A 22,288-nucleotide genomic window follows, 5' to 3' on the forward strand; every position below is an offset into this window, starting at 1 on the left:
CGCGGACAGCCAGGTCAGAAGTAGTCAGAAGTAGTACGAGTCCCCGGTGTCGAGCACCAGCACCGCATGCTCGTTGTTGCGCGGATTGTGGTCGACGGCGCCGCCGTTCCAGACGGTGCCCACCGTCACCGTCACCTCGCGCGGCGCCCCGCGGAGCCGGACCGCGAGGTGCAGCCGCTCGCCCCGCGCTCCCGCGGGCAGCGCGCCCGTGCGGCACAGCACGCCCCGCTCGCCCGCCCGCACGCACGTGTCCGGCAGCCGCATGCCGTCCGCCAGCGGCACCGACCAGACGAGGCGGACCGTGGCGCCGGGGACATCGTCCGGGCCGTGGTTCTCCGGCGTCAGGGAGACCGCCGCGAGCCCCCGGGTCATGGCCACCTGCCCGTGGTACGCGACATCCGCCTCCGGTACCGCGTCCACGACGGCCCCGGCGGCCCCGGCGCCCCCGATCCCCCACAGCACCGCCCCCGCGACCACGGCCCCCACACAGAGCACCCGCACGACTACCTCCACGACGAACACGACCGGACCCGACCGAACACGCCCGGACCCGAACGGGCCCGGGCGGCGCGGACCACCGGCAGCCGCGGCACCGACACCCGCACCACCGGCGTCCGCACCACCGCCATCCACACCACCGCCATACATGCCACCCGCCGCCGCTCCGGACCCCCCAACCCCCCACATGCCACCCTGTTGACCATGCTCGTCGCCCGCTCCGCCGCCCTGTTCGCCGTCGCCGCGCTCTTCGAGATCGGCGGCGCCTGGCTGGTATGGCAGGGGGTTCGCGAGCACAAGGGCTGGGTGTGGATCGGCGCCGGGATCATCGCGCTCGGCGCGTACGGCTTCGTGGCGACGCTCCAGCCCGACGCCGAGTTCGGCCGCATCCTGGCCGCGTACGGCGGGATCTTCGTGGCCGGTTCGATCGCGTGGGGCGCGGTCGCGGACGGCTACCGGCCCGACCGCTGGGACGTGACGGGGGCGCTGATCTGCCTCGCGGGCATGGCGGTGATCATGTACGCCCCGCGCGGGGACTAGCGGGGACCCAGGCGACTGGCCGTCGGCCCCGGACGGGGCGCGCCTATGCTGGCCGAGGCGGCACGGAACGCACGTACGACGCGAACCCGCCCCGCACCAGCCCGCCCCGCACCACCGCGACCCCCAGGGAGCCCGCATGTCCGCCGCAACGCCCGCCAAGCCCGGCATCGCGATCGTCACGGGTGCCAGCGGCGGCATCGGCGCGGCCACGGCCCGCGGCCTCGCGGCGGCCGGGTACCGGGTCGTCCTGACGGCCCGCCGCAAGGACCGCGTCGAGGCCCTCGCCGCCGAGCTGAGCGACGCCGGGCACAGCGCGACGGCGTACGAGCTCGACGTCACCGACCGCGCGGCCGTCGACACCTTCGCGACGGCGTTCCGCGAGATCGCGGTCCTGGTGAACAACGCGGGCGGCGCGCTCGGCGCCGACCCCGTCTCGACCGGCGACCCGGCGGACTGGCGCCAGATGTACGAGACGAACGTCATCGGCACCCTGAACGTCACCCAGGCCCTGCTCCCGGCCCTCACCGCGAGCGGCGACGGCACCGTGGTCGTCGTCTCCTCGACGGCGGGCCACGGCACGTACGAGGGCGGCGGGGGCTACGTCGCCGCCAAGCACGCCGAGCACGTCCTCGCCGAGACCCTGCGCCTGGAGATCGTCGGCACCCCGGTCCGGGTGATCGAGGTCGCCCCCGGCATGGTCAAGACGGAGGGCTTCGCGCTGAACCGGTTCGGCGGCGACGCGGAGAAGGCCGCGAAGGTCTACGCGGGCGTGGCCGAGCCGCTCACCGCCGACGACGTGGCGGACACGATCACCTGGGCGGTCACCCGGCCGCCGCACGTGAACATCGACCTCCTCGTGGTCCGCCCCCGCGCCCAGGCGTCCAACACGAAGGTCCACCGGGAGCAGTGATGACCTACGCCGCCGACGACCCCGGCACCCCCGGCGGCTCGCCCGACTCCCCCGACCCGCTGGACCGCCTCCGCCACGAGCAGGAGTCCCGCCGCCTCGCCCAGGAGAAGAAGAACGAACGCCTGGTGTGGTGGTACCTCGCCTACTTCCTCTTCGGCATCCACATCGTGGCCTTCGTCATGATCTACGCGGTCATGCACGCGAAGTAGGCGTCCCGCCTTCAGCAGCACCCCGCCCCACCCCGAACGCGAGTCGACGTACTGAGCAGCGGGGTCCGGGCCGACAACGGCCCGGGCCCCGCCCGCAGTTCAGCCCTTCACGCACACGACCTGCTTCAGCTTGGCCACCACCTCGACCAGGTCCGTCTGCTGCTCGATGACCTTGTCGATGGACTTGTACGCCCCCGGGATCTCGTCCACGACGCCGGAGTCCTTGCGGCACTCCACGCCCCGCGTCTGCTCCTCCAGGTCCTGGGTGGAGAACCGCTTCTTCGCGGCGTTGCGGCTCATCTTCCGGCCCGCGCCATGCGACGCGGAGTTGAAGGACGCCTCGTTGCCGAGACCCTTCACGATGTACGAGCCGGTGCCCATCGAGCCCGGGATGATGCCGTAGTCCCCGGAGCCCGCGCGGATCGCTCCCTTGCGGGTGACCAGCAGGTCCATGCCGTCGTACCGCTCCTCCGCCACGTAGTTGTGGTGGCAGGAGATCTCCTGCTCGAAGGTCGGCGCGGCCTTCTTGAACTCCTTGCGGACCACGTCCTTGAAGAGCGCCATCATCAGCGCGCGGTTGTACTTCGCGTACTCCTGCGCCCAGAACAGGTCGTTGCGGTACGCCGCCATCTGCGGAGTGTCCGCGACGAAGACGGCCAGGTCCCGGTCCACCAGGCCCTGGTTGTGCGGCAGTTCGCGGGCCACGCCGATGTGGTGGTCGGCCAGTTCCTTGCCGATGTTCCGGGAGCCGGAGTGCAGCATCAGCCAGACCGAACCCGACACATCAATACAGAGTTCGACAAAATGATTTCCTTGGCCAAGGGTTCCCATCTGCGTTACCGCCCGCCCCCGCCGAAACTTCACCGCCTCAGCCACCCCATCAAACCGCCCCCAGAAGTCGTCCCAACCCCCCGTGGCCATCCCATGAAAGCGCCCCGGCTCGACCGGATCCTCATGCATCCCCCGCCCCACCGGAATCGCCTGCTCGATCTTCGACCGCAGCCGTGACAGGTCGTCCGGCAGGTCCGCCGCCGTCAGCGACGTCCGCACCGCCGACATCCCGCACCCGATGTCGACCCCCACCGCCGCCGGGCACACAGCACCCCGCATCGCGATCACGGAGCCGACCGTCGCGCCCTTGCCGTAGTGGACGTCCGGCATGACGGCAAGGCCCTTGATCCACGGCAGCGTCGCGACGTTGCGGAGCTGCTGCATCGCGGCGCCCTCGACCGTCTTGGGGTCCGCCCACATCCGGATGGGAACGTTCGCTCCCGGCATCTCCACGTACGACATAGCTTCCTCTTTCCCCCGTACAACAACAAAAGACTTGAAACGCAAATACCGGTGCCAAGGTCGACGTATGGGATAACGGACCGGCATCCACAGCGGCGCGTGCGATACACATTGTGTCCACCGGCCGTCCGTCGGCGGCAACCGAATAACCAGGCCGGACAGGCCCGGTGGGCCGGCCCGCACGGGCCGGGCCGGACCCGTCCACGTCGAGAGGAGCCAGCACGGTGCAGCGGAGGGTCTACGTACCGGGCACAGCCGCACTCCTCGTGGCGCTGCTCGCCGGCTGCAGCGGCGGCTCGGGGACCGGCGGGGGCGACGACGGCAAGTCCGGCGACTCCGGCAGCTCCACGGCGGCCGCGGAGCCCGGCAAGTACCGCACCCTGCCCGAGCCCTGCGGCGCGGTCGACAACTCGACGCTCGACTCGATGCTGCCGGGCATCAAGGACATCGAGGACGCCAAGCAGCGCGAGAAGGCGTACGCGGGGTCCCCCACGGTGACGTACGACACCGACCGGCGCGTGGGCTGCCGCTGGAAGATCGAGTCGGCCGACGCCACGCACCACCTGCTCGTCAACTTCGAGCGCGTGGTGTCGTACGACGGGACGGTCAGCGACGACACGCGGGCGCAGGAGCTGTACCGGACGAAGCTGCGGGACGCGGACATTCCGGAGCCGTCTTCGTCGGGGTCGGACGAGGAACCCGAGGAGTCGGGCGATTCGGGCGATTCCGGCACCCCGGGCGGGTCCGGTGGCACCAAGGACCCCAAGGGATCCGGCAAGCCGGGCAGCTCGGACCCCTCAGACGGCTCCAGCGGCTCCCCCAGCGCCGAGGGCGCCCCCGCCGCCGCGCACGTCTCCGCCGAGAAGGGCGACGGCGCCGACGCGGCCGAGGGCGATGACGAGCCGGACGGCGGTTCGGCGGCGGACGACGGGACGCCCGCCGGGTACGAGCCGCGCACCCTGGACGACCTCGGCGACGAGGCGTTCCTGGACGACGTCCTGACCACCGCCGCGTCGGCGACCCGGCAGCGCACCGTGACTGTGGTGTTCCGCACGTCGAACGTGATCGTGACGGTGGAGTACGACGAGCAGCCGGCCCGCCGCACCGAGGTCCCCGACTCCAAGGAAATGCAGGACAACGCGCGCGAACTGGCGGAAAACCTCGCCGACAGGTTCGACGGCTGACGGCTGTTCCGAGCGCGTACGGGCTGCCCGGAAGCCGGGTCACCCGCGTCGCACACCGCGTACGGTGACTCAACGACCCCATCGAACGGCACGGCCGCCAAGAGCGAACACGAGTGAAGGAACCATGCACCGACCCGCACAGCGACAGCGTCAGCGACTCACCCGCGTACTTGTGGGCGCAGCCGCCGTACCGGTGATCCTCTTCGCCTCCGCCTGCAGCAGCGACTCCGGGTCGGACGGGGACAAGAAGGACAGCGGCGACAAGGCCTCCGCGTCCGCCTCCGGCGGGTCCGAGGACTCCGGTGGCTCCGGCGACAAGGCGGCGACCGTGGAGAAGGCCGCGTTCGCCAAGCTCCCCGAGCCCTGCGACACGCTCTCCAAGAAGACGCTCGGCGACCTGGTCCCGGCCGCGAAGAACAAGGCGGGCAAGACGGGTACGTCGGACGACGTGTCCACGCGCGGCAACTGCACCTGGGACAGCCTCGACAACAACGGCGTCGACGGCTCCCAGTTCCGCTGGCTGCGCGTCTCGCTGAACCGCTTCGAGTCCGACCAGTCGCTCGGCAGCGGCGCCAAGCGCGCCCAGGGCAACTTCACCAAGCAGGTCACCGACGCCCAGGCGGCCAAGGACGCCAAGGGCGTCAAGACCACGCCGGTGCCGGGCGTCGGCGACCAGGCGACGCTGGTCAGCTACGACGTCAAGAAGGAGAAGGACACCTTCAAGCAGCAGACGCTCGTGGCCCGCGTGGAGAACGCCGTCGTCACGGTCGACTACAACGGCGCCGGCCTCGCCGGTGACAAGTCCCCGGACGCGTCCACCCTCGCCAAGGCCACCGAGAAGGCCGCCAAGGAGGCCGTCGCGGCGGTCGCGGCGGCGAACAAGGCAGGCGGCGCGGACAAGCCGTCCGGCTCGGCCAAGGACGACAAGCCCGCCAAGGACGACAAGTCCTCGGACAGCTCGGACGGCTCCGGCGCGAAGCCGGAGACCGACGCGAAGCCCAAGAGCGAGTAGCCCGAGCCCCCTCGCACGCGGGGGATCAGCCCGACTCGGCGCTCACGCCCAGGAGTTACCGGAGCCCGGCCGCCCACGCGGCCGGGCTCCCGCCGTGCCCGATCACGCCTCGGCTGCCGTACCGGCACACGGGCGCACGCACACATGTGCCAGGCTGTCGCTCGCAACACGCCGGACTGGGACAGCCGGACGGGCATGGACAGGGAGGGGTTCGCGGGTGGCCGCGATGCAGCTGACACGTACGCACCGGATACTCATCGGGGTCGTCGTCTTCGGTGCGGTGGTCATCGCCGGGATCGGCTTCGCGGGGTCGTACGCGGCCGTGCGGGAGCTGGCCGAGAAGAAGGGCTTCGGCACCTTCTCGATGGTCTTCCCCATCGGCATCGACGCGGGCATCTGCGTCCTGCTGGCGCTCGACCTCCTGCTGACCTGGATCAGGATCCCCTTCCCGCTGCTCCGCCAGACGGCGTGGCTGCTCACCGCGGCCACCATCGCCTTCAACGGCGCGGCAGCCTGGCCGGACCCGCTGGGCGTCGGCATGCACGCGGTCATCCCGGTGCTCTTCGTGGTCGCGGTCGAGGCGGCCCGGCACGCGATCGGGCGGATCGCGGACATCACGGCCGACAAGCACATGGAGGGCGTGCGCATGACGCGCTGGCTGCTCTCCCCCGTGCCGACGTTCCTCCTCTGGCGCCGCATGAAGCTGTGGGAGCTGCGCTCGTACGACCAGGTCATCAAGCTGGAGCAGGAGCGCCTGGTCTACCAGGCCCGCCTGCGCTCCCGCTTCGGCCGCGGCTGGCGCCGCAAGGCCCCGGTCGAATCCCTGATGCCGCTGCGCCTGGCCCGCTACGGCGTCCCCCTCGCCGAGACGGCCCCCGCGGGCCTCGCCGCCGCCGGCATCGAACCCGCCCTGTTCCCGCCCGCGCCCCAGCTGACCCCGTCCCAGCCGGGCCCGTCCCAGCCGGAGCTGACGAAGGCCGGGGCCGCGGCCCCGCCCGCCCTGACCAAGGACCCCGCCCCCGAGCCCAAGCCCCTCCCGGAGCCCGAGCCCGCCCCCGCGGAGCACCCCGAGGAGCAGCACCCCGAGGAGCAGCAGCCCGGCGCCCACGTGAGCCCGTGGTTCGCGGCCCCGCAGCCGCCCCAGCAGTACGGCGAAGGACCGATGTCGTACGACCCGGAGGCCCCGTACGACGAGTGGTACGAGGAACAGGCCCAGCAGCAGGGCTATGACGAGCAGTTGGCGTACGAGCAGCAGCAGTACGCCGACCAGCAGGCGTACGACCAGCAGCGATACGCGCAGAACCAGCAGCACGCCCAGGGCCGGCAGTTCCCGCAGAACCAGCAGCACCCGCAGCACGCCCAGGGCCGGCCCCACCCCGGCCAGGGCCACGAAGCCCTCGACGAGGCCCCCGAAGTCGTCGACGACGGCTCGGGCTTCCGCGTCCCCGCAGGCCCCGGCCGCACCCGCCCCCTCGCGAACGGCCACCTCATCCCGGGCCCGCGCGAGGAGCAGGCCCCCGCACCCGCCCCGGAGCCGGACCCGGAGCCCCTCCCCGAGCCCGCGGCGGCGGAAGGCTCCGGCCTCCCCGACGACATGACCCGCGAGGAGGCGTACTTCACCGCCTTCCGCAAGTACGTCAGCGAAATGGGCGACTACCCCAACGCCCGCCAGTTCAGCCTGTACTTGATGGACCTCTACGGAGTCACAGGCCAGGCAGGCGGCCCCCTCCAGGAGAGCACCCTCCGCCCGTACCTCCGCGGCTTCCGCGACCGCTACCAGCAGAACCTGGACGCCGAGGAACACATCGCGTGACGGCGCACACCCCGCCATGCTGACCCCATGCGCAAGTCGGCGGCGGCAGTGGGCAGTTCACTCTTCATGGCCCTCGCCCCGGGCACGGTGGCGGGCCTGGTCCCGTGGTGGTTGACGCGCTGGCAGAGCGGTGACTGGTGGCTGCCGGTACGCGTGACGGGCGGCGTGGCCGTCGCGGCGGCAGCAGTGGTGCTGACACATGCCTTCGTACGATTCGTGGTCGAGGGCCTCGGCACCCCGGCACCCCTCGCACCGACGGAGCACCTGGTGGTGGGCGGCCTGTACCGCTACGTACGCAACCCGATGTACCTGGCCGTGGTGACCGCCATCACCGGCCAGTCCCTCCTCCTCGCCCGCCCCGCCCTGCTGACGTATGCCCTGATCGCCGGGGCGGTCATGTGGTCCTTCGCCACCTGGTACGAGGAGCCGAGGCTGAGCCGCACTTTCGGCGCGGAGTACGAGGCCTACCGCCGGGCGGTACCGGGTTGGCGGCCCCGGCTGCGGCCCTGGCGGTGACGGTGCGGGGGTGCCCTCGCCCCCTGCCCGGGCCCGCCTTCGGAACTGTCGTGAAAGGGACTTACCGGCGCACCGGATGCGGCGCTTGAATCGGCTGTCCCCCACAGCGGCATCCGGGGCGCCGACCGGCGCCTCCGGAGGGCACGGACGAAGGGCTGACGCGATGAGCATGGTCCAAAGCGGCAAGCTGAACCTGGACTCGGCGCACTCCCTTGAGACACAGGGCGGCAAGACCGACACGTTCAAGCGGGTCGACTTCCCCACCCCGTTCCCCGCGGGCTCGAACATCATCGTGCAGGTCACGGTGCAGACCTTCAACGGCCCCGAGACGCCGGGAGTCCGGCTGCACGAGGTGAGCAACACCGGATTCAAGATCCGCCTCAATGAGATCTACGGCGGGGGCGTCACGGCGGACGGCAAGCACGCGAGCGAGACCATCGGCTGGACCGCGCACACCGTCTGAGAGACGTACGCCGACTGAGACCAGCCGGGCGGCGCACGCTGTCTGAGACACGTCACAGGGCCCCGGGGGTGCGATCCCGGGGCCCTGTGGTGCGTGCGTCAGCGGCGATCCAGCGGCCGTCAGGACGTCTTCGGCGGTACGAGGGTGCGTGCGGCACCGAGCCTGGTGCTGGTGTCGGCGTAGAGCGTGACCTCGCCGTCGGCCCAGCGGACGATCAGGTCGTCGGGACGTCCGTTGGCGTTGTAGTTTCCGGCGGTCATGGCCTTGGCCTGCTTCCAGCGGGCGTTGGGGGCCTGCATCCGGGTCTCCTTGCCGAGGCGGGTGGCGGTCACGTCCTGGTAGAGGGTGCGTTCGCCGTCGCTCCAGCGGACGATGAGGTCCCAGTGGGTATTGCCGGTGAAGTCGCCGCCGGTGAGCAGGGTGGCGTGCTTCCAGGTGCCGTTGGGCTTCTTGAGCTTGTTCTCCTTCTTGAAGCCGCGGCCGTCCACGTCGCTGTAGAGGGTGACTTCGCCGTCGCTCCAGCGGACGACCACGTCGTCGGTCCGCTTGTTGGCGGTGAAGCGTCCCGCGGTGATCTGCGCGGCGTGCTTCCAGGTGGACCCGGCGCGAGCGAGCTTGATCTCGCGGCCGAATCCGGCGGTGCTCAGGTCCGGGTGGAGGGTGACCTCGCCGTCGGACCAGCGCACCATCAGGTCGGAGCGGCGGCTGCCGGTGAAGTCGCCGCCGGTGATGGCCGTGGCGTGCTTCCAGGTTCCGCCTGCGGCCTTGAGCCGCCGCTCACCGGAGAAGCCGCCCTTGCCGTCGCCGGTGTGGAGGGTGACTTCGCCGTCGGTCCACACGACGATCAGGTCGGCCTTGCCGTCGCCGGTGTAGTCGCCGGAGGCGAACCGCTTGGCGTGCTGCCAGGTCTCGCCGGTGCCGGGGCTGTACGGCAGCGGCGGCCGCCGCACCTCGGCGACGTTGTCGACGGCGTCCTGGTAGAGCTTGAACACCTCGTCGTCGTAGTACGGGGCGTACGACACGTCGGAGGTCGCTCCGCCGCCGCCCACCCCGCCGAGGTTGCCGACGACCTTGCCGGTCCTGGTCCGCTCGTCGTAGTCCAGCAGCCACGGGCTGCCGGACGTGCCGCCGTGGAACCCGCCGCACTTCATGCGCAGTTGCTTGTACCCGGCCAGCCGCGTCGTCTTCGCCCCGCACTTGACCGCCTGGTCCTTGGGGTCGTACCGCACCTTCGGATAGCCGATGACGGTGACCCGCACCTGGTAGCCGGGCGTCCGCGTGAGCTTGTTGGCGCCGGTGATCTGCTCGACCTGACGGCCGCGCTCGTCGGGCTTGACGGTGGCGAAGGCGAAGTCCAGGTTCGACCCGGGGCCGGTGTCGGTGCGCCGGGGGTCCTTGAAGACCCGGTCGACCGCCCAGATGCCGTGCGGCTGCTGGGCCGGGGACTTGCCGGTGCGGTACTGGGGCACGAAGGCGTACTTGCTGCCGTTGCCGCAGTGCCCGGCCGTGAGGATCACATTGCCCTTGGGGCTGTGCACGACGCTGGCGGTGCAGTGGTGCGAGGCCAGGCCGTTGTCGACGTAGTAGAGCACGCCGATGGTCTTGGAGCCCTTGTAGTACGTGCCGGAGGCCGCCGCGCGCGGGGCAGGGGCGGGGGCGCCGCGCTGGGCGGCACCGGCGCGGGCGGCGGTGCGGCGGTCGGCAGCGACCTCGGCGGGGGCGTCGGCAGGGGCCTCGGCGCCGCCCGTCGCGTTCCCCTCGACAGTCGGCGCCGGAGTCGCCGACTCCATGCGCCGGGACGTCCAGAACGCCTCGGCGTCCTCAACTGCCCACTGCTCCTTGCCCTCCACAGCGGCAGCAGCAGAGGCGGAAACGGAGGTGGAGGGGGGAACGGAAACGGAGGGAGAAACGGCGGCGGTAGCGGCAATGGTCGACGTCGCCAGCGCGGCCAGCAATACGCCACCCACCCCCACGGCGACCGTACGCGGCCCACGAGATATTCGCACAACTGACCTTCTGTCGCCCGGCATTGGAAAACTCTCGCGGCACGGATTCGAGCACGTTCCGAATGACTGGGCAGCCTGGTCAAAATCGCTGCTCAGGGCCCCCCTGGGTAGGATCGCAACGAACGGATCCCGCGACCGGAATCAACTCGGTTGTCCGAACCTGAGGACTGCATCGTATGCCACGCATATACGCCGCCGTTGTGGGAGCTTTCACGCTCACGCTTTCCCTCGCGGCCATTCCGAGCGCCTTCGCGGATGGCGTCCTCACGGATAACGCCCTCGCGGACAGCGCGCTCGCGAATTCGGACGGCAGCGGCGGACTGACCATCACGCCGAGTTCGGTACTCCCGGGCGCCCGGGTCAAGTTGTCCACGGTGAACCCGGAACTCGACGACGGTGCGACCGTGCGGTCCGAGGCTTTCGAGGGGCCGGTGGAGCTGAAGTCCACCGGCAAGGTCTCGCTGGAGGCCCGCGCCGAGGTCCGCTGCGACGCCGAACCCGGTACGTACACCGTCCGCTTCACCGAGCCGGTGCACCCCGGCGAGGACACGAAGGCGGGCAAGCTGACCGTCGAGGCGGGCGGACCGGCCGACGGCTCCAAGTGCGCCGACGAAGCCGGGGCCGAAGCCGGGACCGAGGCCGAAGAAGACTCGGACACGACGACCGTCGTGGCCGCCGTCACAGCGGGCGCGCTCGCCGTGGCCGCCGCAGGCGCCTTCCTCGTCGTACGCCGCAGGCGCCGCCCCCGACCTGACGGCGACCGCCGCTAACGCCGGGCCCGCGCCCGCCCCTGCTCCCCGTAGAACGCCAGCACGGCCCCGACGGCGAGCAGCACGGCGTACCCGGCGGTGGGCACGTCCCACCACTTGTGGACGAGTCCCCAGGGGCCGTCCCCGAAGAGGCGTCCCGCGAGGCCGAGTGCGCCCTGGACGCCGACGATCCAACCGATGATGGCGATGATTTCCTTCATGGATCAAGCATCACCACCTCGACCTGCCGGTACGTCGTGCCCGGGGCCGAAACCGGGATAGTCCGAAGGATGCACCCGGCGGCAGCGCACGAAGGGGGCGGGCCCGGAATGGACCCGCCCCCCCCGCACGCCGTACGCGAGTACGTCCAGCCGTACGCCTACGCGCCGAGCAGCTTCCGCACCCGCTCCGCGCCCACGGCGAGCAGCAGCGTGGGCAGGCGCGGCCCCGTGTCCCGGCTCACCAGCAGGTGGTAGAGGAGCGCGAAGAACGTCCGCTGGGCCGTCTTGATCTCCGGCGGCAGCTCCTTGGGCCCGGCGTCGGCCGCGAAGCCCGCGCGGACCTTCGGGACGCCGTAGACGAGGTGCGTCAGGCCGTCCAGGGACCAGTGCGAGTCCAGGCCGTCCAGGAGCAGCCGCAGGGACTCGCGGCCCTCCTCGTCGAGGGAGCCGAGCAGCTCCTTGTCGGGCTCGTCCCGCACGACCGTGCGCTGGTCGGCCGGGACGTGCGTGTTGATCCACGCCTCGGCCTTGTCGAGCCGCGGCCGCGCCTCGGCGAGGGACGCCAGCGGGTCGGCCGGGTCGAGCTCGGAGAGGATGCGCAGCGTCTGGTCCTCGGCCCCGGCGGTGATGTCGGCGACGGAGGCGAGCGTGCGGTACGGCAGCGGGTGCGGGGTCGTCGGCAGCGGTCCTGCGGCCGTGCCCACGGCGCGCGCGTACGCGGCGGCGTCGGCGGGCAGCGCGGAGCCGTCGGCGACCTTCGCGGCGAGCTTGTCCCACTCGTCGTAGAGCCGCTGGATCTCCTGGTCGAAGGCGATCTTGAAGGACTGGTTGGGCCTGCGGCGGGCGTACAGCCAGCGCAGCAGGGGCGCCTCCATGATCTTCAGGGCGTCGCCCGGGGTCGGCACGCCGCCGCGCGACGACGACATCTTGGCCATGCCGCTGATGCCCACGAACGCGTACATCGGGCCGATCGGCTGCACCCCGTCGAAGATCTGCCGCACGATCTGCCCGCCGACGACGAACGACGAGCCCGGCGAGGAGTGGTCCACGCCGGACGGCTCGAAGATCACGCCCTCGTACGCCCAGCGCATCGGCCAGTCGACCTTCCAGACCAGCTTGCCGCGGTTGAACTCGCTCAGCCGGACGGTCTCCTCGAAGCCGCACGCCGTGCAGACGTACGCGAGCTCGGTGGAGTCGTCGTCGTAGGAGGTGACCGTGGTCAGGTCCTTGCCGCACTGACCGCAGTACGGCTTGTACGGGAAGTACCCGCTGGAGCCGCCGCTGCCGTCGTCCTCGCTCGCCGCGCCGGAGCCCTCCGCGGCCTCCAGCTCGGCCTCGTCGGCGGGCTTCTGCTGCTTCTTGCCCTTGGCCGGGTCCTTCTTGGTGCGGTACTGGTCGAGGATCGCGTCGATGTCGGCGCGGTGCCGCATCGCGTGCAGGATCTGCTCGCGGTACGTCCCCGACGTGTACTGCTCGGTCTGGCTGATCCCGTCGAACTCGACGCCGAGGTCGGCGAGGGACGCGGCCATCGCGGCCTTGAAGTGCTCGGCCCAGTTCGCGTACGCCGACCCGGCGGGCGCGGGCACGGAGGTCAGCGGCCGGCCGATGTGCTCGGCCCAGGACTCGTCGACGCCCGGGACACCGGCCGGGACCTTGCGGTACCGGTCGTAGTCGTCCCAGGAGATCAGGTGCCGGACCTGGTGGCCCCGGCGGCGGATCTCGTCGGCGACCAGGTGCGGGGTCATGACCTCGCGCAGATTGCCCAGGTGGATGGGGCCGGAGGGGGACAGGCCGGAGGCGACAGTAACCGGTTTGCCCGGGGCACGACGCTCCGACTCGGCGATGACCTCGTCCGCGTAGCGGGAGACCCAGTCGGTGGTATCGGTGCTCTGAGCCACGATCGGCACGTCCTCTTGTTCCTCGGGATTCAGGGAATCTGGCGTAAGCCATTGTCCCAGACGGAAGGACTCGCTCCGGGGTTGCTTCCCCCGGGGCGGGCGGGTCGCTTCCGGCGCTGGGGCCGGGGGCGCTCGGCCGCGACGGGCGGGTCGCGTTTATGGAGGCGAACCGGCGCCTCTCCCCATGGGACACTTGACGCTCACCCTGACGCACCCCCTTTTACGAGAACGGAAGCTCATGGCCCCGGTCACGTCCCTCACCGCCTCCGTCCACCAGCGCCTCGCGGACGCCCTCTCGGCTGCCCTGCCGGAGGCCGGTTCCGCGGACCCGCTGCTGCGACGTAGCGACCGGGCCGACTTCCAGGCCAACGGGATTCTGGCGCTCGCGAAGAAGGCGAAGGCGAACCCGCGGGAGCTGGCCGGCCAGGTCGTGGAGCGGATCACCAACGGTGACCTGCTCGCCGACGTCGAGGTCTCCGGCCCCGGCTTCCTGAACATCACGGTCACCGACCGGGCGATCACCGGGACCCTCGCCGCCCGCGCCGCCGACGGCGACCGCCTCGGCGTGCCGCTCAAGGACGCGCCGGGCACGACGATCATCGACTACGCCCAGCCGAACGTGGCGAAGGAGATGCACGTCGGCCACCTGCGCTCCGCGGTGATCGGCGACGCCCTGCGGCACATGCTGGACTTCACCGGCGAGAAGACGATCGGCCGCCACCACATCGGCGACTGGGGCACCCAGTTCGGCATGCTCATCCAGTATCTGATCGAGAACCCGAGCGAGCTGGCCCCGGAGACCGACACCGACGGCGACCAGGCCATGTCGAACCTGAACCGGGTCTACAAGGCCTCGCGCGCGGTCTTCGACGCCGACGAGGCGTTCAAGGAGCGGGCCCGCAAGCGCGTCGTCGCGCTGCAGTCCGGCGACAAGGAGACCCTCGACCTGTGGCAGCGGTTCGTGGACGAGTCGAAGGTCTACTTCTACTCGGTCTTCGAGAAGCTGGACATGGAGGTCCGCGACGAGGAGATCGTCGGCGAGTCCGCGTACAACGACATGATGCCGGAGACCGCCCGCCTCCTGGAGGAGTCCGGCGTCGCCGTCCGCTCCGACGGCGCCCTCGTCGTCTTCTTCGACGAGATCCGCGGCAAGGACGACCAGCCGGTGCCGCTGATCGTGCAGAAGGCCGACGGCGGCTTCGGCTACGCGGCCTCCGACCTCTCCGCGATCCGCGACCGGGTCGTGGACCTGCACGCGACGTCGCTCCTGTACGTCGTGGACGTGCGCCAGTCGCTGCACTTCCGCATGGTCTTCGAGGCGGCCCGCCGGATGGGCTGGCTGAACGACGACGTCACCGCGCACAACATGGGCTACGGCACGGTGCTCGGCGCGGACGGCAAGCCGTTCAAGACGCGTGAGGGCAAGACGGTCCGGCTCGAGGACCTCCTCGACGAGGCGGTCGAGCGGGCCACGGCGGTCGTGCGCGAGAAGGCCGAGAAGATCGGCCTCTCCGAGGAGGAGATCGTCGAGAACGGGCGGTACGTCGGGATCGGCGCCGTGAAGTACGCGGACCTGTCGACGTCGGCGAACCGGGACTACAAGTTCGACCTGGACCAGATGGTGTCCCTCAACGGCGACACGTCGGTCTACCTCCAGTACGCGTACGCCCGCATCAAGTCGATCCTCCGCAAGGCCGAGGGCGCGGGCCCCGTCGCCCACCCCGAGGTCGAACTCGCCCCGGCGGAGCGGGCGCTGGGCCTGCACCTGGACGCCTTCGGCGAGGTCCTCGCGGACGCCACGGCCGAGTACGCCCCGCACAAGCTGGCCGCGTACCTCTACCAACTGGCGTCCCTGTACACGACGTTCTACGACCAGTGCCCGGTCCTCAAGGCGGACACCCCGGCCCAGGTCGAGAACCGCCTGTTCCTGTGCGACCTGACGGCACGGACGCTGCACCAGGGAATGGCACTGCTGGGCATCAGGACCCCTGAGCGCCTGTGACCACCCCGGCGGGGGTTGTCACGACAGCCCCCGCCGAAGCCGCCGCAGGCCTTCGCCGATCTCCTCGGGCGTCTGGGTGACGAAGCACAGCCGCAGGGTCCGCGGGTCCGGGGCGCCGCCATAGAACGGCGCCCCCGGCACGTACGCCACGTTGTGCCCGACGACCCCCGGCAACCGCTCCGTCGCGTCGTACCCCTCAGGCAGCCGCACCCAGAGAAACATCCCGCCCTCGGGCCGATTCCACTCCGACCCGGCGGGCAACGCCTCCCCGAGCCCCGCCAGCATCGCGTCCCGCCGCTCCCCGTAGACGGCGGCCACCCGCCCCACATGCGCGTCCAGGTCGTACCGCTCCAAGTACCAGGCAGCAGCGAGCTGATTGACGGTGGGAGTGTGCAGATCGGCGGCCTGCTTGGCGATGGCACAGGCCCGCCGCAGCTCGGCGGGCGCCCGCAGCCACCCGAGCCGCAGCCCTGGCGCCATCACCTTGGAGAAGGACCCGAGGACCACGGTCCGGTCCTCCCCGCCCGGGCAGGAGGCGATCCACGGCACCCGCTCCCCCTCGAACCGCAGCTCCCCGTACGGATCGTCCTCGATGATCCACAGCCCGCGCCGGGCGGCGACCTCGGCGAGGGCGGTCCGCCGCCCGGCGGGCATGGTCCGCCCGGTCGGGTTCTGGAAGGTGGGGACGGTGTACAGCAGCTTCGCCCGGTGCTCGACGACGAGCGCTTCGAGGGCCTCGGGGTCGACGCCGTCGGCGTCGCCGGGGACGGCCACGACGTGCGCCCCGGCGAAGGCGAAGACCTGAAGGGCGGCGAGGTAGCAGGGGTTCTCGACGAGGACGGTGTCGCCGGGCTCGACGAGGGCGGTGGCGAGCAGGGACAGGGCCTGCTGGGAGCCGGTGGTGACGAGGATGTCGTCGGCGCCGGTGGCGAGGCCACGGGCGGTGTAGCGCTCGGCGACGGCGGTACGCAGCGCGGGCTCGCCCTCGGTCGTCGAGTACTGGAGGGCCCGCCCGGGCGCCTCGGCGAGCACGGCCTGGTATGCGGCGGCCACGCCCTTCGCGTCGAAGAGTTCGGGCGCGGGCAGTCCGCCCGCGAAGTTGATGACCTCGGGCCGGGCGGTGACCGCGAGGATGTCCCGTACCGGCGAGCCGCCGATGGCGGCGGCACGCGCGGCGAGCGGCGGCGTGGGGGCGGTGGCACTGCTGGCGACGGTCATCGTGGGTCCCTCCCGGTACGTGGGTCCCGGCAGGGTAGACAGGTGACCGCCGCCCGCAACACCCTTTTCGGAATGCGGACGGCGGGGCTCCACCGCGGCCCCGGTCTCCTTGGGGCCCGCGGCCTCCCACGGGCCCGGGCGGTGTCCGCTCAGCCCTGGTCGGGCGACTGCGGCTCCTCCCTGCTCCACTTCGTGGCCCCGTTCGGCCACTTGTACTCCGGCCGCCCCTCGTCGGCGCTGGTGCGGAACGGCCTGCCCGCGTCGTCGATCCGCAGCACCCCGCTGCGCCCGCCGCTGGACCACTGCAGGTTCAGGGACCACTGCACGTCGTAGTTCTCGGTGTTGATCTCGAAGTAGAAGACCTCGGGGTCGGACTCGCTCACCTTGTAGGGGAACTTCCGCTGCCCGGACTTGGGGACGGCGGTCGGCTGGGCCGTGTCGAGGTCGACGTTGAAGGACTTGATGCCCACGGGGCCGCCGCAGCCGTTGCCCGACTGGTAGCTGTTCCACTTCAGCGGCGCGCTCTTGCGCCGCACGTCGACGTCGACGCGTTCCAGTACGACGGTGTCCTCGCCGGTGCCCTGCAGGGTGACCTCGACGAAGCCACCGGCGGCCTGGACCCCGCCCATGGCCCGCACCCAGGTCGGCGCCTCCCGCTCGGACGGCGGCTGCAGCATGTCGCCGGGCTCGCGGTCGATGAGGAAGTGCTGGCTGCAGGGGTTCGGGTAGTAGGGGAAGGGCCGTACGCGGGCGGTGACGGGGGTGCCCTTCGCGGCGCCGGAGGAGCCGGTGCCGCTCTGGCCGCCGCCCGATGACGTGCCGCCCTTGCCCTGTCCGCCCTTCCCTTCGCTCTCCTCGCCCTTCCCTTTCGCCTCGCCCTTCTTGCCCTTCTCGTCCTTGTCGTCCTGGTCCTCCTTGGCGGAGGGTGTGGCGGACGGGTTCTCGTCCCGGTTCCGCCCTGTGCCGGAGGGATCCAGGTCCGCCGAGGGCACGGCCCGGTCGGCCTTCTTGTCCCGCCCGTCGCCCGATTCGCCGGACGCGTTCTGCAGCGCGAGCGCGGTGCCGCCGAGGGCGAGGACGACGCCGACGGCACCCACGACGGCGAGCTGCCGTCGGCGCGGGCGCGACAGACGGCCGCTTCGGCGTGCCCCGGTGGCCGTGGTCGCGGGGGCGGGGGTGCTGGAGACCGAGGGGAGCTCGGACTCCGGGCGGGGGGCCGGTGCCGGGTCGGCTTCCGGGTGAGGGTCGGGATCAGGGTCAGGGTCGGGCTGGAACGCGGGAACGGCTTCGGTGGGCGTGGTGGCCTCCACGGGCACGGTAGCCTCCACGGGCTCGACCGGCTCGGCTGACGCGACCGGCTCAGCGGGCTCGGTGGCCTCGTCAGCCCCAGCAGCCTCAGCAGCTCCAGAGGCCCCAACAGCCCCTGCGGCCCCCGTAACCCCGTCGACCTCCACAGCCCCGGCGGCCCCAGCGGCCCCCTCCGCCTTCCGCCCCCGCGACACATCGGCCACGATCCACCGCCGGTGCAGCTCCACCAACTCGTCGGGGCTCGCTCTGCAGAGGCGGCCGAGCCGCTCCACCGGGGCGAACTCCGTCGGCACGGCGGTGCCGTTGACGTACCGGTGCAGCGTCGACGTACTCACATGCAGCCGTTTGGCGAGGACTCCGTAGCTGAGCCCCGACCGGTCCTTCAATTCCCGCAGCAGCGCCGCGAGATCACCCGACCCCACTCTTCCTCCACCCTGTCCGCCATTCCAGCCGACCGTTCCAAGGAAACCCTGTTCCCGCAGGTCAGAGCCGGTACGAGCGTTCCAGTGTCCCTCGTTGTCCGGCCGCTCTGGCCACCGGGACAACACGCCGCACAAGCTTGGGTCATCCAAACACGCCGCTGCCGCCAAGTCCTCGGCGCGGCGCACGTAGCCCCCGTCACATTCCGAAGGAAGAGATCACCCATGTCTGCCTCCGCCCGCCGCCCCCGCGCCGGCCTGTTCGCCGCCGCGACACTCGCCCTCGCCGCGCTCACGCTCGCCGCCTGCGGCAACGACGACGCGTCCGGAACGCGGGACGAAGGCGCCGCGAACTCCTCCTCGACCGCCCCGGAATCGGGCCAGGAGAAGAGCGGGGCGGGGGAGGCGGCCGGCGGCACCGACGGTGCGGGCGGCGGCGACCCGGGCGGCAGCTCCGGCGGCGAGGGCTCCGGCTCGTCCGGCGCCAAGGAGAACTCGGGCGGCGGGACGGGGTCCGACCCGCACGACCCCGCCAACCGCGTGCCCTGCACCGCGGACAACACCTCGGTGACCGCCACACCGGTGTCCCGCCCGCTCAACTACATGCTGCTCACGATCAGCAACACCGGCGCCAAGATGTGCGACCTGGCGGGTTACCCGATCCTCAAGTTCGACGGCGCCCAGTCGGTCCCGCCGGTCATCGAGGACAGCAAGCCGCAGGCGGTCACCTCGCTCAAGCCGGGCGGCAAGGGCTACGCGGCCGCGATCCTCTCGGCGGGCGACGGCAGCGGCGGCGAGGGCCGCACCGCGCAGAGCCTCCAGATCGGCTTCCAGGGCAGCGACAAGTTCGCCGACGCGGCGCTCCAGGCCAAGGGCGTGCACATCGACGACAAGCTGCGCGTCACGTACTGGCTGACCAGCTCGGCGGACGCGCTCACGTCCTGACGGACGCACGCACGTACTGACGTACCGCAGCACACCCACCGACCGAACCAGCACGCGACCAACAAGAGAAGGCACCACTATGCGCACCACTCTCCGCACCCGCACCGCGGCCACCGCCCTCGCCCTGACCGCGGCCCTCTCCGTCCCGGCCCTCGCGAGCAGCGCGTCCGCGAGCGGCACCGGCGCCACGGCGGCCCCGGTCACCTGCACCGCCGCCAACACCAAGGTGACGGTGAAGAAGGTCGACCGCCCCGTCGACCACCTGCTCCTGCGGGCCAAGAACACCGGCACCAAGACCTGTTACGCGTACGGCGCCCCGTTCCTGCGCTTCGGCCAGTCGCACTCCGCCACCAGCGTCCTGCGCGACAGCGTGCCGCAGGCCACGGTCACCCTGGAGCCGGGCAAGTCGGCGTACGCGGGCATCCGCACGGAGTCCCCCGAGGGCGCAGGCGGCTTCAAGACCAAGAAGCTCGGCGTCCTCTTCTCCAACCGCGCGATGAACGGCGGCGTCGGCGCCATGGCCAAGCCGAAGCTGCCCGCCGGGGGCGTGTACGTGGACGACTCGGCGTTCGTCACGTACTGGCAGTCCACGGCGGCCAACGCGCTGGCCTGGTAGCCACTGGCCCCCGGCCAGCCATTACTTACCTTCTGGTGAGTACCTCACAAAATAGTCGGTACTTGTCGGACAGTGCGGGCACGGCGAGGATCGAGGTGTTCCCCGGAACACCTCAGCGAGACCGGCGCGCTCGGCGCCCCCTCCGCACCACCCTCGAAGGAGCTCCCGTGCCCGCCACCGACCTCACCCCGACCCACCGCCCCGTCTCCGTCCTGGGCCTCGGCCTGATGGGCTCCGCCCTGGCCTCGGCCCTGCTGAAGGCGGGCCACCCCACGACGGTCTGGAACCGCACGGCGGCCAAGACGGGACCGCTCGTCGCACAGGGCGCGACCCCGGCCGACACCCCCGCGGCCGGGGTCACCGCGAGCCCGCTCGTGATCGCCTGCCTGACCACGAACGACAGCGTGCGCGAGCTGTTCGAGCCACTCGCCGCGGAGCTGCGCGGCCGCACCCTGGTGAACCTGACCAACGGAACTCCGTCCCAGGCCCGGGAGTTGGCGGCCTGGGCGCAGGAGCACGGGATCGCCTATGTCGACGGCGGCATCATGGCCGTACCGCAGATGATCGCGGGCCCCGGCGCGTACATCCTCTACAGCGGCGACGAAGAGGCGTACGCGCGCCACCGCGACACGCTTGCCGCCCTCGCCGACACCAAGTGGGTCGGCACCGACGCGGGCCTCGCCGCCCTGTGGGACCTGTCGCTGCTCACCGGCATGTACGGCATGGCCATCGGCGTCGCCCAGGCCTACGCGCTGGTCGGCAGCGCGGGCGTCCCCGCGAAGGACTTCGCGCCACTCCTCTCGGACTGGGTCGTCGCGATGACCCAGGGGATCGTGCCGGGCACCGCCGCGTCCATCGACTCCGGGCAGCACCTCACGGACGTGTCCAACCTGGAGATGAACCTGGCGGTGCTGCCCAACTTCACCGAGACGCTGGCCGAACACGGCGTCAGCGACCAGTTGTTCACGCCGCTGCGGGCGCTCCTGGAGCGCGCGGTCGCGGAGGGGTACGGCGCCGACGGCCTGTCCCGCATGGTCGACCTGCTCAAGTCCCCCGAGCGGGTCAGGACGCCGTAGGCAGGAAGACGCCGAGCCGCCACGGCATCACGGGACCAGCACCACCTTGCCGGTCGTCTCCCGCCGCTCCAGCGCGGCGTGCACCTCGGCGGCGTGGGCCAGCGGGAACGACTGGACGGCGGGGGTGAGCCGCCCCGCCGCGGCGGCAGCGAGGGCGCGCCGCTCCTGGTCGGGCCGCTCCTCGGGGCTCCCGAGGAGCTCAAGGAGCGCGTTCCGGTACGTGATGCCGCGCTCGGCGAGCACCGCGTCACCCGGCACGAACTCCACCTGGGACGCGGACCCGATGGACACGAACCGGCCCCCGTCGGCGAGCAGTTCGAACGCGGCGGCGGCCTTCTCCCCGCCCACCCCGTCGACCACGACACTGACGCGCCGCCCGCCGATCCGCGCGCGCACCTCGTCGCCCCATCCGTCCTCGTCGTAGTCGACACCGATCACCTCGGCCCCGCCCCCGCCCCCGAGCTTGCGCACGGCGGCGACCTTGGCGGCCCCACCCGCGGCACCGACGACCACGGCCCCCATCTCATGCGCGTACTGCACCACGAGCCGCCCCACACCCCCGGCGGCCGACGTCACCAACACCACGTCATCCGGACGGAGTTCGGCGACATCGAGCAGCCCGATGGTGGTGGTCCCGGTGACGACCATGGCGACGGCGGCCTCGAACCCGAGTCCCTCGGGCACGGCGTGCAGCGCCCCGACATCGGCGACGGCCAGCTCGGCGTACCCACCCGGGCTCCCCTTCGCGGTCACGACGGACCGACCCAGCCACTCCGGCCCGACCCCGGCCCCCACCGAGTCGACGACCCCGGCGACCTCGCCCCCGAAGATCGACGGCAACTCGGGCAGCGGCGGCGCGAGATCACTGGCGGCACCGGCCCGCATCACGGTCTCGATGAAGTGCACCCCCGCGGCCCGCACCACGATCCGCACCTGCCCCGGCCCGGGCTCCGGGTCCGGCACGGTCTCGTACGAGAGGTTCGCGGCGGGCCCGAACTCATGAAGAACAACGGCGTGCATCTGGTCCTCCCGGACGTGGGAATCGATTCGATGCCCCCACCCTCCAACCTCAACAGCGGTTGAAGTCAAGAGACTCCAACCGCTGTGAACCGCGGACACCACCGCCCGCGCGCACGCCCTGAAAGAAGCGCCTAGATGTATTGGCCCGCGGGGTTGTTGACGCGGGTGATGGGTGGGTGGCCGCCGAGTGCGGTGTGGCTGCGGTGGTGGTTGTAGGTGTGCAGGAAGTCTGTCAGGGCTGCTGTTCGTTCGGTGTTGCTGGTGTAGGGCCGCAGGTAGGCCCATTCGTCGAGCAGGGTGCGGTTGAAGCGTTCGATCTTGCCGTTGGTCTGCGGCCGGTAGGGGCGGGTCAGTTTGCGGCTCGCGCCGAGG

General features: G+C 71.6%; 22 protein-coding genes. 13 read left to right on the forward strand and 9 right to left on the reverse strand.

Annotation, left to right across the window (positions count from 1 at the left end):
- Positions 1–24 precede the first annotated feature (24 nt).
- A complete protein-coding gene (locus IE274_RS23315) occupies positions 25–522 on the reverse strand; it encodes a hypothetical protein (protein WP_307822196.1) in 498 nt (165 codons plus the stop codon).
- Positions 523–702: 180 nt separating this feature from the next.
- Here IE274_RS23315 and IE274_RS23320 point away from each other — a divergent pair, with 180 nt between their 5' ends.
- The 3 genes from IE274_RS23320 to IE274_RS23330 all read left to right on the forward strand — a co-directional run bounded on the left by IE274_RS23320 (position 703) and on the right by IE274_RS23330 (position 2,157).
- Positions 703–1,038: a YnfA family protein gene (locus IE274_RS23320; RefSeq protein ID WP_190117769.1), complete on the forward strand. Its 336-nt coding sequence runs from the start codon at positions 703–705 to the stop codon at positions 1,036–1,038.
- Positions 1,039–1,174: 136 nt separating this feature from the next.
- A complete protein-coding gene (locus tag IE274_RS23325; protein WP_190117770.1) occupies positions 1,175–1,948 on the forward strand; it encodes an SDR family NAD(P)-dependent oxidoreductase in 774 nt (257 codons plus the stop codon).
- Positions 1,948–2,157, forward strand: a complete 210-nt coding sequence (locus IE274_RS23330) for a hypothetical protein (protein WP_190117771.1) — start codon at positions 1,948–1,950, stop codon at positions 2,155–2,157. The genes IE274_RS23325 and IE274_RS23330 overlap by 1 nt, the downstream gene beginning before the upstream one ends.
- 99 nt (positions 2,158–2,256) lie before the next feature.
- On the opposite strand, the gene IE274_RS23335 is transcribed toward IE274_RS23330, so the two are convergent.
- Positions 2,257–3,450, reverse strand: a complete 1,194-nt coding sequence (locus IE274_RS23335; RefSeq protein ID WP_190117772.1) for an RtcB family protein — start codon at positions 3,448–3,450, stop codon at positions 2,257–2,259.
- 224 nt (positions 3,451–3,674) lie between these two features.
- On the opposite strand from IE274_RS23335, the gene IE274_RS23340 reads away from it, so the two are divergent.
- The 5 genes from IE274_RS23340 (at position 3,675) to IE274_RS23360 (ending at position 8,438) form a co-directional block, all read left to right on the forward strand.
- Positions 3,675–4,634, forward strand: coding sequence for a DUF3558 domain-containing protein (locus IE274_RS23340; protein ID WP_190117773.1), 960 nt, complete (start codon positions 3,675–3,677; stop codon positions 4,632–4,634).
- Positions 4,635–4,758: 124 nt separating this feature from the next.
- Positions 4,759–5,646 carry a DUF3558 domain-containing protein gene (locus IE274_RS23345; protein ID WP_229909737.1) on the forward strand — a complete coding sequence of 296 codons (888 nt, stop codon included), beginning with the start codon at positions 4,759–4,761 and terminating at the stop codon, positions 5,644–5,646.
- A gap of 226 nt (positions 5,647–5,872) precedes the next feature.
- Entirely contained in the window at positions 5,873–7,459 is a 1,587-nt protein-coding gene (locus IE274_RS23350; RefSeq protein ID WP_190117774.1) for a DUF2637 domain-containing protein, read from the forward strand.
- A 27-nt stretch (positions 7,460–7,486) separates the two neighbouring features.
- Positions 7,487–7,975 carry a methyltransferase family protein gene (locus IE274_RS23355; RefSeq protein WP_190117775.1) on the forward strand — a complete coding sequence of 163 codons (489 nt, stop codon included), beginning with the start codon at positions 7,487–7,489 and terminating at the stop codon, positions 7,973–7,975.
- A 163-nt stretch (positions 7,976–8,138) separates the two neighbouring features.
- Positions 8,139–8,438, forward strand: a complete 300-nt coding sequence (locus IE274_RS23360) for a hypothetical protein (RefSeq protein WP_190117776.1) — start codon at positions 8,139–8,141, stop codon at positions 8,436–8,438.
- Positions 8,439–8,557: 119 nt separating this feature from the next.
- Here IE274_RS23360 and IE274_RS23365 read toward each other — a convergent pair whose 3' ends face one another.
- The gene (locus tag IE274_RS23365; protein WP_229909738.1) at positions 8,558–10,288 is read right to left on the reverse strand and encodes a trypsin-like serine peptidase; all 1,731 of its coding nucleotides are present in this window, start codon (positions 10,286–10,288) and stop codon (positions 8,558–8,560) included.
- Between the two features lie 332 nt (positions 10,289–10,620).
- On the opposite strand from IE274_RS23365, the gene IE274_RS23370 reads away from it, so the two are divergent.
- On the forward strand, positions 10,621–11,214 hold the full coding sequence (locus IE274_RS23370; RefSeq protein ID WP_190117777.1) for a hypothetical protein: 594 nt from the start codon (positions 10,621–10,623) through the stop codon (positions 11,212–11,214).
- On the opposite strand, the gene IE274_RS23375 is transcribed toward IE274_RS23370, so the two are convergent.
- Positions 11,211–11,414: a hypothetical protein gene (locus tag IE274_RS23375; protein WP_190117778.1), complete on the reverse strand. Its 204-nt coding sequence runs from the start codon at positions 11,412–11,414 to the stop codon at positions 11,211–11,213. The two genes, IE274_RS23370 and IE274_RS23375, sit on opposite strands and share 4 nt — an antisense overlap.
- Before the next feature lie 158 nt (positions 11,415–11,572).
- On the reverse strand, positions 11,573–13,321 hold the full coding sequence (gene lysS / locus IE274_RS23380) for a lysine--tRNA ligase (protein WP_190117779.1): 1,749 nt from the start codon (positions 13,319–13,321) through the stop codon (positions 11,573–11,575).
- A 229-nt stretch (positions 13,322–13,550) separates the two neighbouring features.
- Between lysS and argS the strand changes: the two genes are divergently transcribed.
- The gene (gene argS, locus IE274_RS23385; RefSeq protein ID WP_190117837.1) at positions 13,551–15,314 is read left to right on the forward strand and encodes an arginine--tRNA ligase; all 1,764 of its coding nucleotides are present in this window, start codon (positions 13,551–13,553) and stop codon (positions 15,312–15,314) included.
- An 18-nt stretch (positions 15,315–15,332) separates the two neighbouring features.
- Here the strand turns inward: argS and IE274_RS23390 are convergent, their stop codons facing one another.
- Both IE274_RS23390 and IE274_RS23395 read right to left on the reverse strand, forming a co-directional pair.
- A complete protein-coding gene (locus IE274_RS23390) occupies positions 15,333–16,532 on the reverse strand; it encodes an aminotransferase-like domain-containing protein (protein WP_190117780.1) in 1,200 nt (399 codons plus the stop codon).
- 149 nt (positions 16,533–16,681) lie between these two features.
- Positions 16,682–18,262 carry a helix-turn-helix domain-containing protein gene (locus IE274_RS23395; protein WP_190117781.1) on the reverse strand — a complete coding sequence of 527 codons (1,581 nt, stop codon included), beginning with the start codon at positions 18,260–18,262 and terminating at the stop codon, positions 16,682–16,684.
- A gap of 222 nt (positions 18,263–18,484) precedes the next feature.
- On the opposite strand from IE274_RS23395, the gene IE274_RS23400 reads away from it, so the two are divergent.
- The 3 genes from IE274_RS23400 (at position 18,485) to IE274_RS23410 (ending at position 20,896) form a co-directional block, all read left to right on the forward strand.
- Positions 18,485–19,204: a DUF4232 domain-containing protein gene (locus IE274_RS23400; protein WP_190117782.1), complete on the forward strand. Its 720-nt coding sequence runs from the start codon at positions 18,485–18,487 to the stop codon at positions 19,202–19,204.
- 79 nt (positions 19,205–19,283) lie between these two features.
- Positions 19,284–19,820: a DUF4232 domain-containing protein gene (locus tag IE274_RS23405; protein ID WP_190117783.1), complete on the forward strand. Its 537-nt coding sequence runs from the start codon at positions 19,284–19,286 to the stop codon at positions 19,818–19,820.
- Between the two features lie 167 nt (positions 19,821–19,987).
- Complete coding sequence (locus IE274_RS23410; protein WP_190117784.1) at positions 19,988–20,896, forward strand: NAD(P)-dependent oxidoreductase; 909 nt, start codon at positions 19,988–19,990, stop codon at positions 20,894–20,896.
- A gap of 27 nt (positions 20,897–20,923) precedes the next feature.
- Here IE274_RS23410 and IE274_RS23415 read toward each other — a convergent pair whose 3' ends face one another.
- Complete coding sequence (locus tag IE274_RS23415; RefSeq protein ID WP_190117785.1) at positions 20,924–21,916, reverse strand: zinc-binding dehydrogenase; 993 nt, start codon at positions 21,914–21,916, stop codon at positions 20,924–20,926.
- Positions 21,917–22,047: 131 nt separating this feature from the next.
- On the reverse strand, positions 22,048–22,288 hold a 241-nt coding region (locus tag IE274_RS23420), incomplete at its 5' end, for an integrase core domain-containing protein (RefSeq protein WP_190117786.1).

It is taken from the genome of Streptomyces flavofungini (assembly GCF_014650815.1).
Taxonomy (GTDB): Bacteria; Actinomycetota; Actinomycetes; order Streptomycetales; family Streptomycetaceae; genus Streptomyces; species Streptomyces flavofungini.

Coding starts and splice junctions, on each gene's coding strand:
- IE274_RS23325 (WP_190117770.1), top strand. CDS start 1,175: ATGTCCGCCGCAACGCCCGCCAAGCCCGGCATCGCGATCGTCACGGGT.
- IE274_RS23355 (WP_190117775.1), top strand. CDS start 7,487: ATGCGCAAGTCGGCGGCGGCAGTGGGCAGTTCACTCTTCATGGCCCTC.
- IE274_RS23350 (WP_190117774.1), top strand. CDS start 5,873: ATGCAGCTGACACGTACGCACCGGATACTCATCGGGGTCGTCGTCTTC.
- argS (WP_190117837.1), top strand. CDS start 13,551: ATGGCCCCGGTCACGTCCCTCACCGCCTCCGTCCACCAGCGCCTCGCG.
- IE274_RS23320 (WP_190117769.1), top strand. CDS start 703: ATGCTCGTCGCCCGCTCCGCCGCCCTGTTCGCCGTCGCCGCGCTCTTC.
- IE274_RS23360 (WP_190117776.1), top strand. CDS start 8,139: ATGAGCATGGTCCAAAGCGGCAAGCTGAACCTGGACTCGGCGCACTCC.
- IE274_RS23400 (WP_190117782.1), top strand. CDS start 18,485: ATGTCTGCCTCCGCCCGCCGCCCCCGCGCCGGCCTGTTCGCCGCCGCG.
- IE274_RS23390 (WP_190117780.1), bottom strand. CDS start 16,532: ATGACCGTCGCCAGCAGTGCCACCGCCCCCACGCCGCCGCTCGCCGCG.
- IE274_RS23415 (WP_190117785.1), bottom strand. CDS start 21,916: ATGCACGCCGTTGTTCTTCATGAGTTCGGGCCCGCCGCGAACCTCTCG.
- IE274_RS23335 (WP_190117772.1), bottom strand. CDS start 3,450: ATGTCGTACGTGGAGATGCCGGGAGCGAACGTTCCCATCCGGATGTGG.
- IE274_RS23405 (WP_190117783.1), top strand. CDS start 19,284: ATGCGCACCACTCTCCGCACCCGCACCGCGGCCACCGCCCTCGCCCTG.
- IE274_RS23330 (WP_190117771.1), top strand. CDS start 1,948: ATGACCTACGCCGCCGACGACCCCGGCACCCCCGGCGGCTCGCCCGAC.
- IE274_RS23375 (WP_190117778.1), bottom strand. CDS start 11,414: ATGAAGGAAATCATCGCCATCATCGGTTGGATCGTCGGCGTCCAGGGC.
- IE274_RS23370 (WP_190117777.1), top strand. CDS start 10,621: ATGCCACGCATATACGCCGCCGTTGTGGGAGCTTTCACGCTCACGCTT.
- IE274_RS23345 (WP_229909737.1), top strand. CDS start 4,759: ATGCACCGACCCGCACAGCGACAGCGTCAGCGACTCACCCGCGTACTT.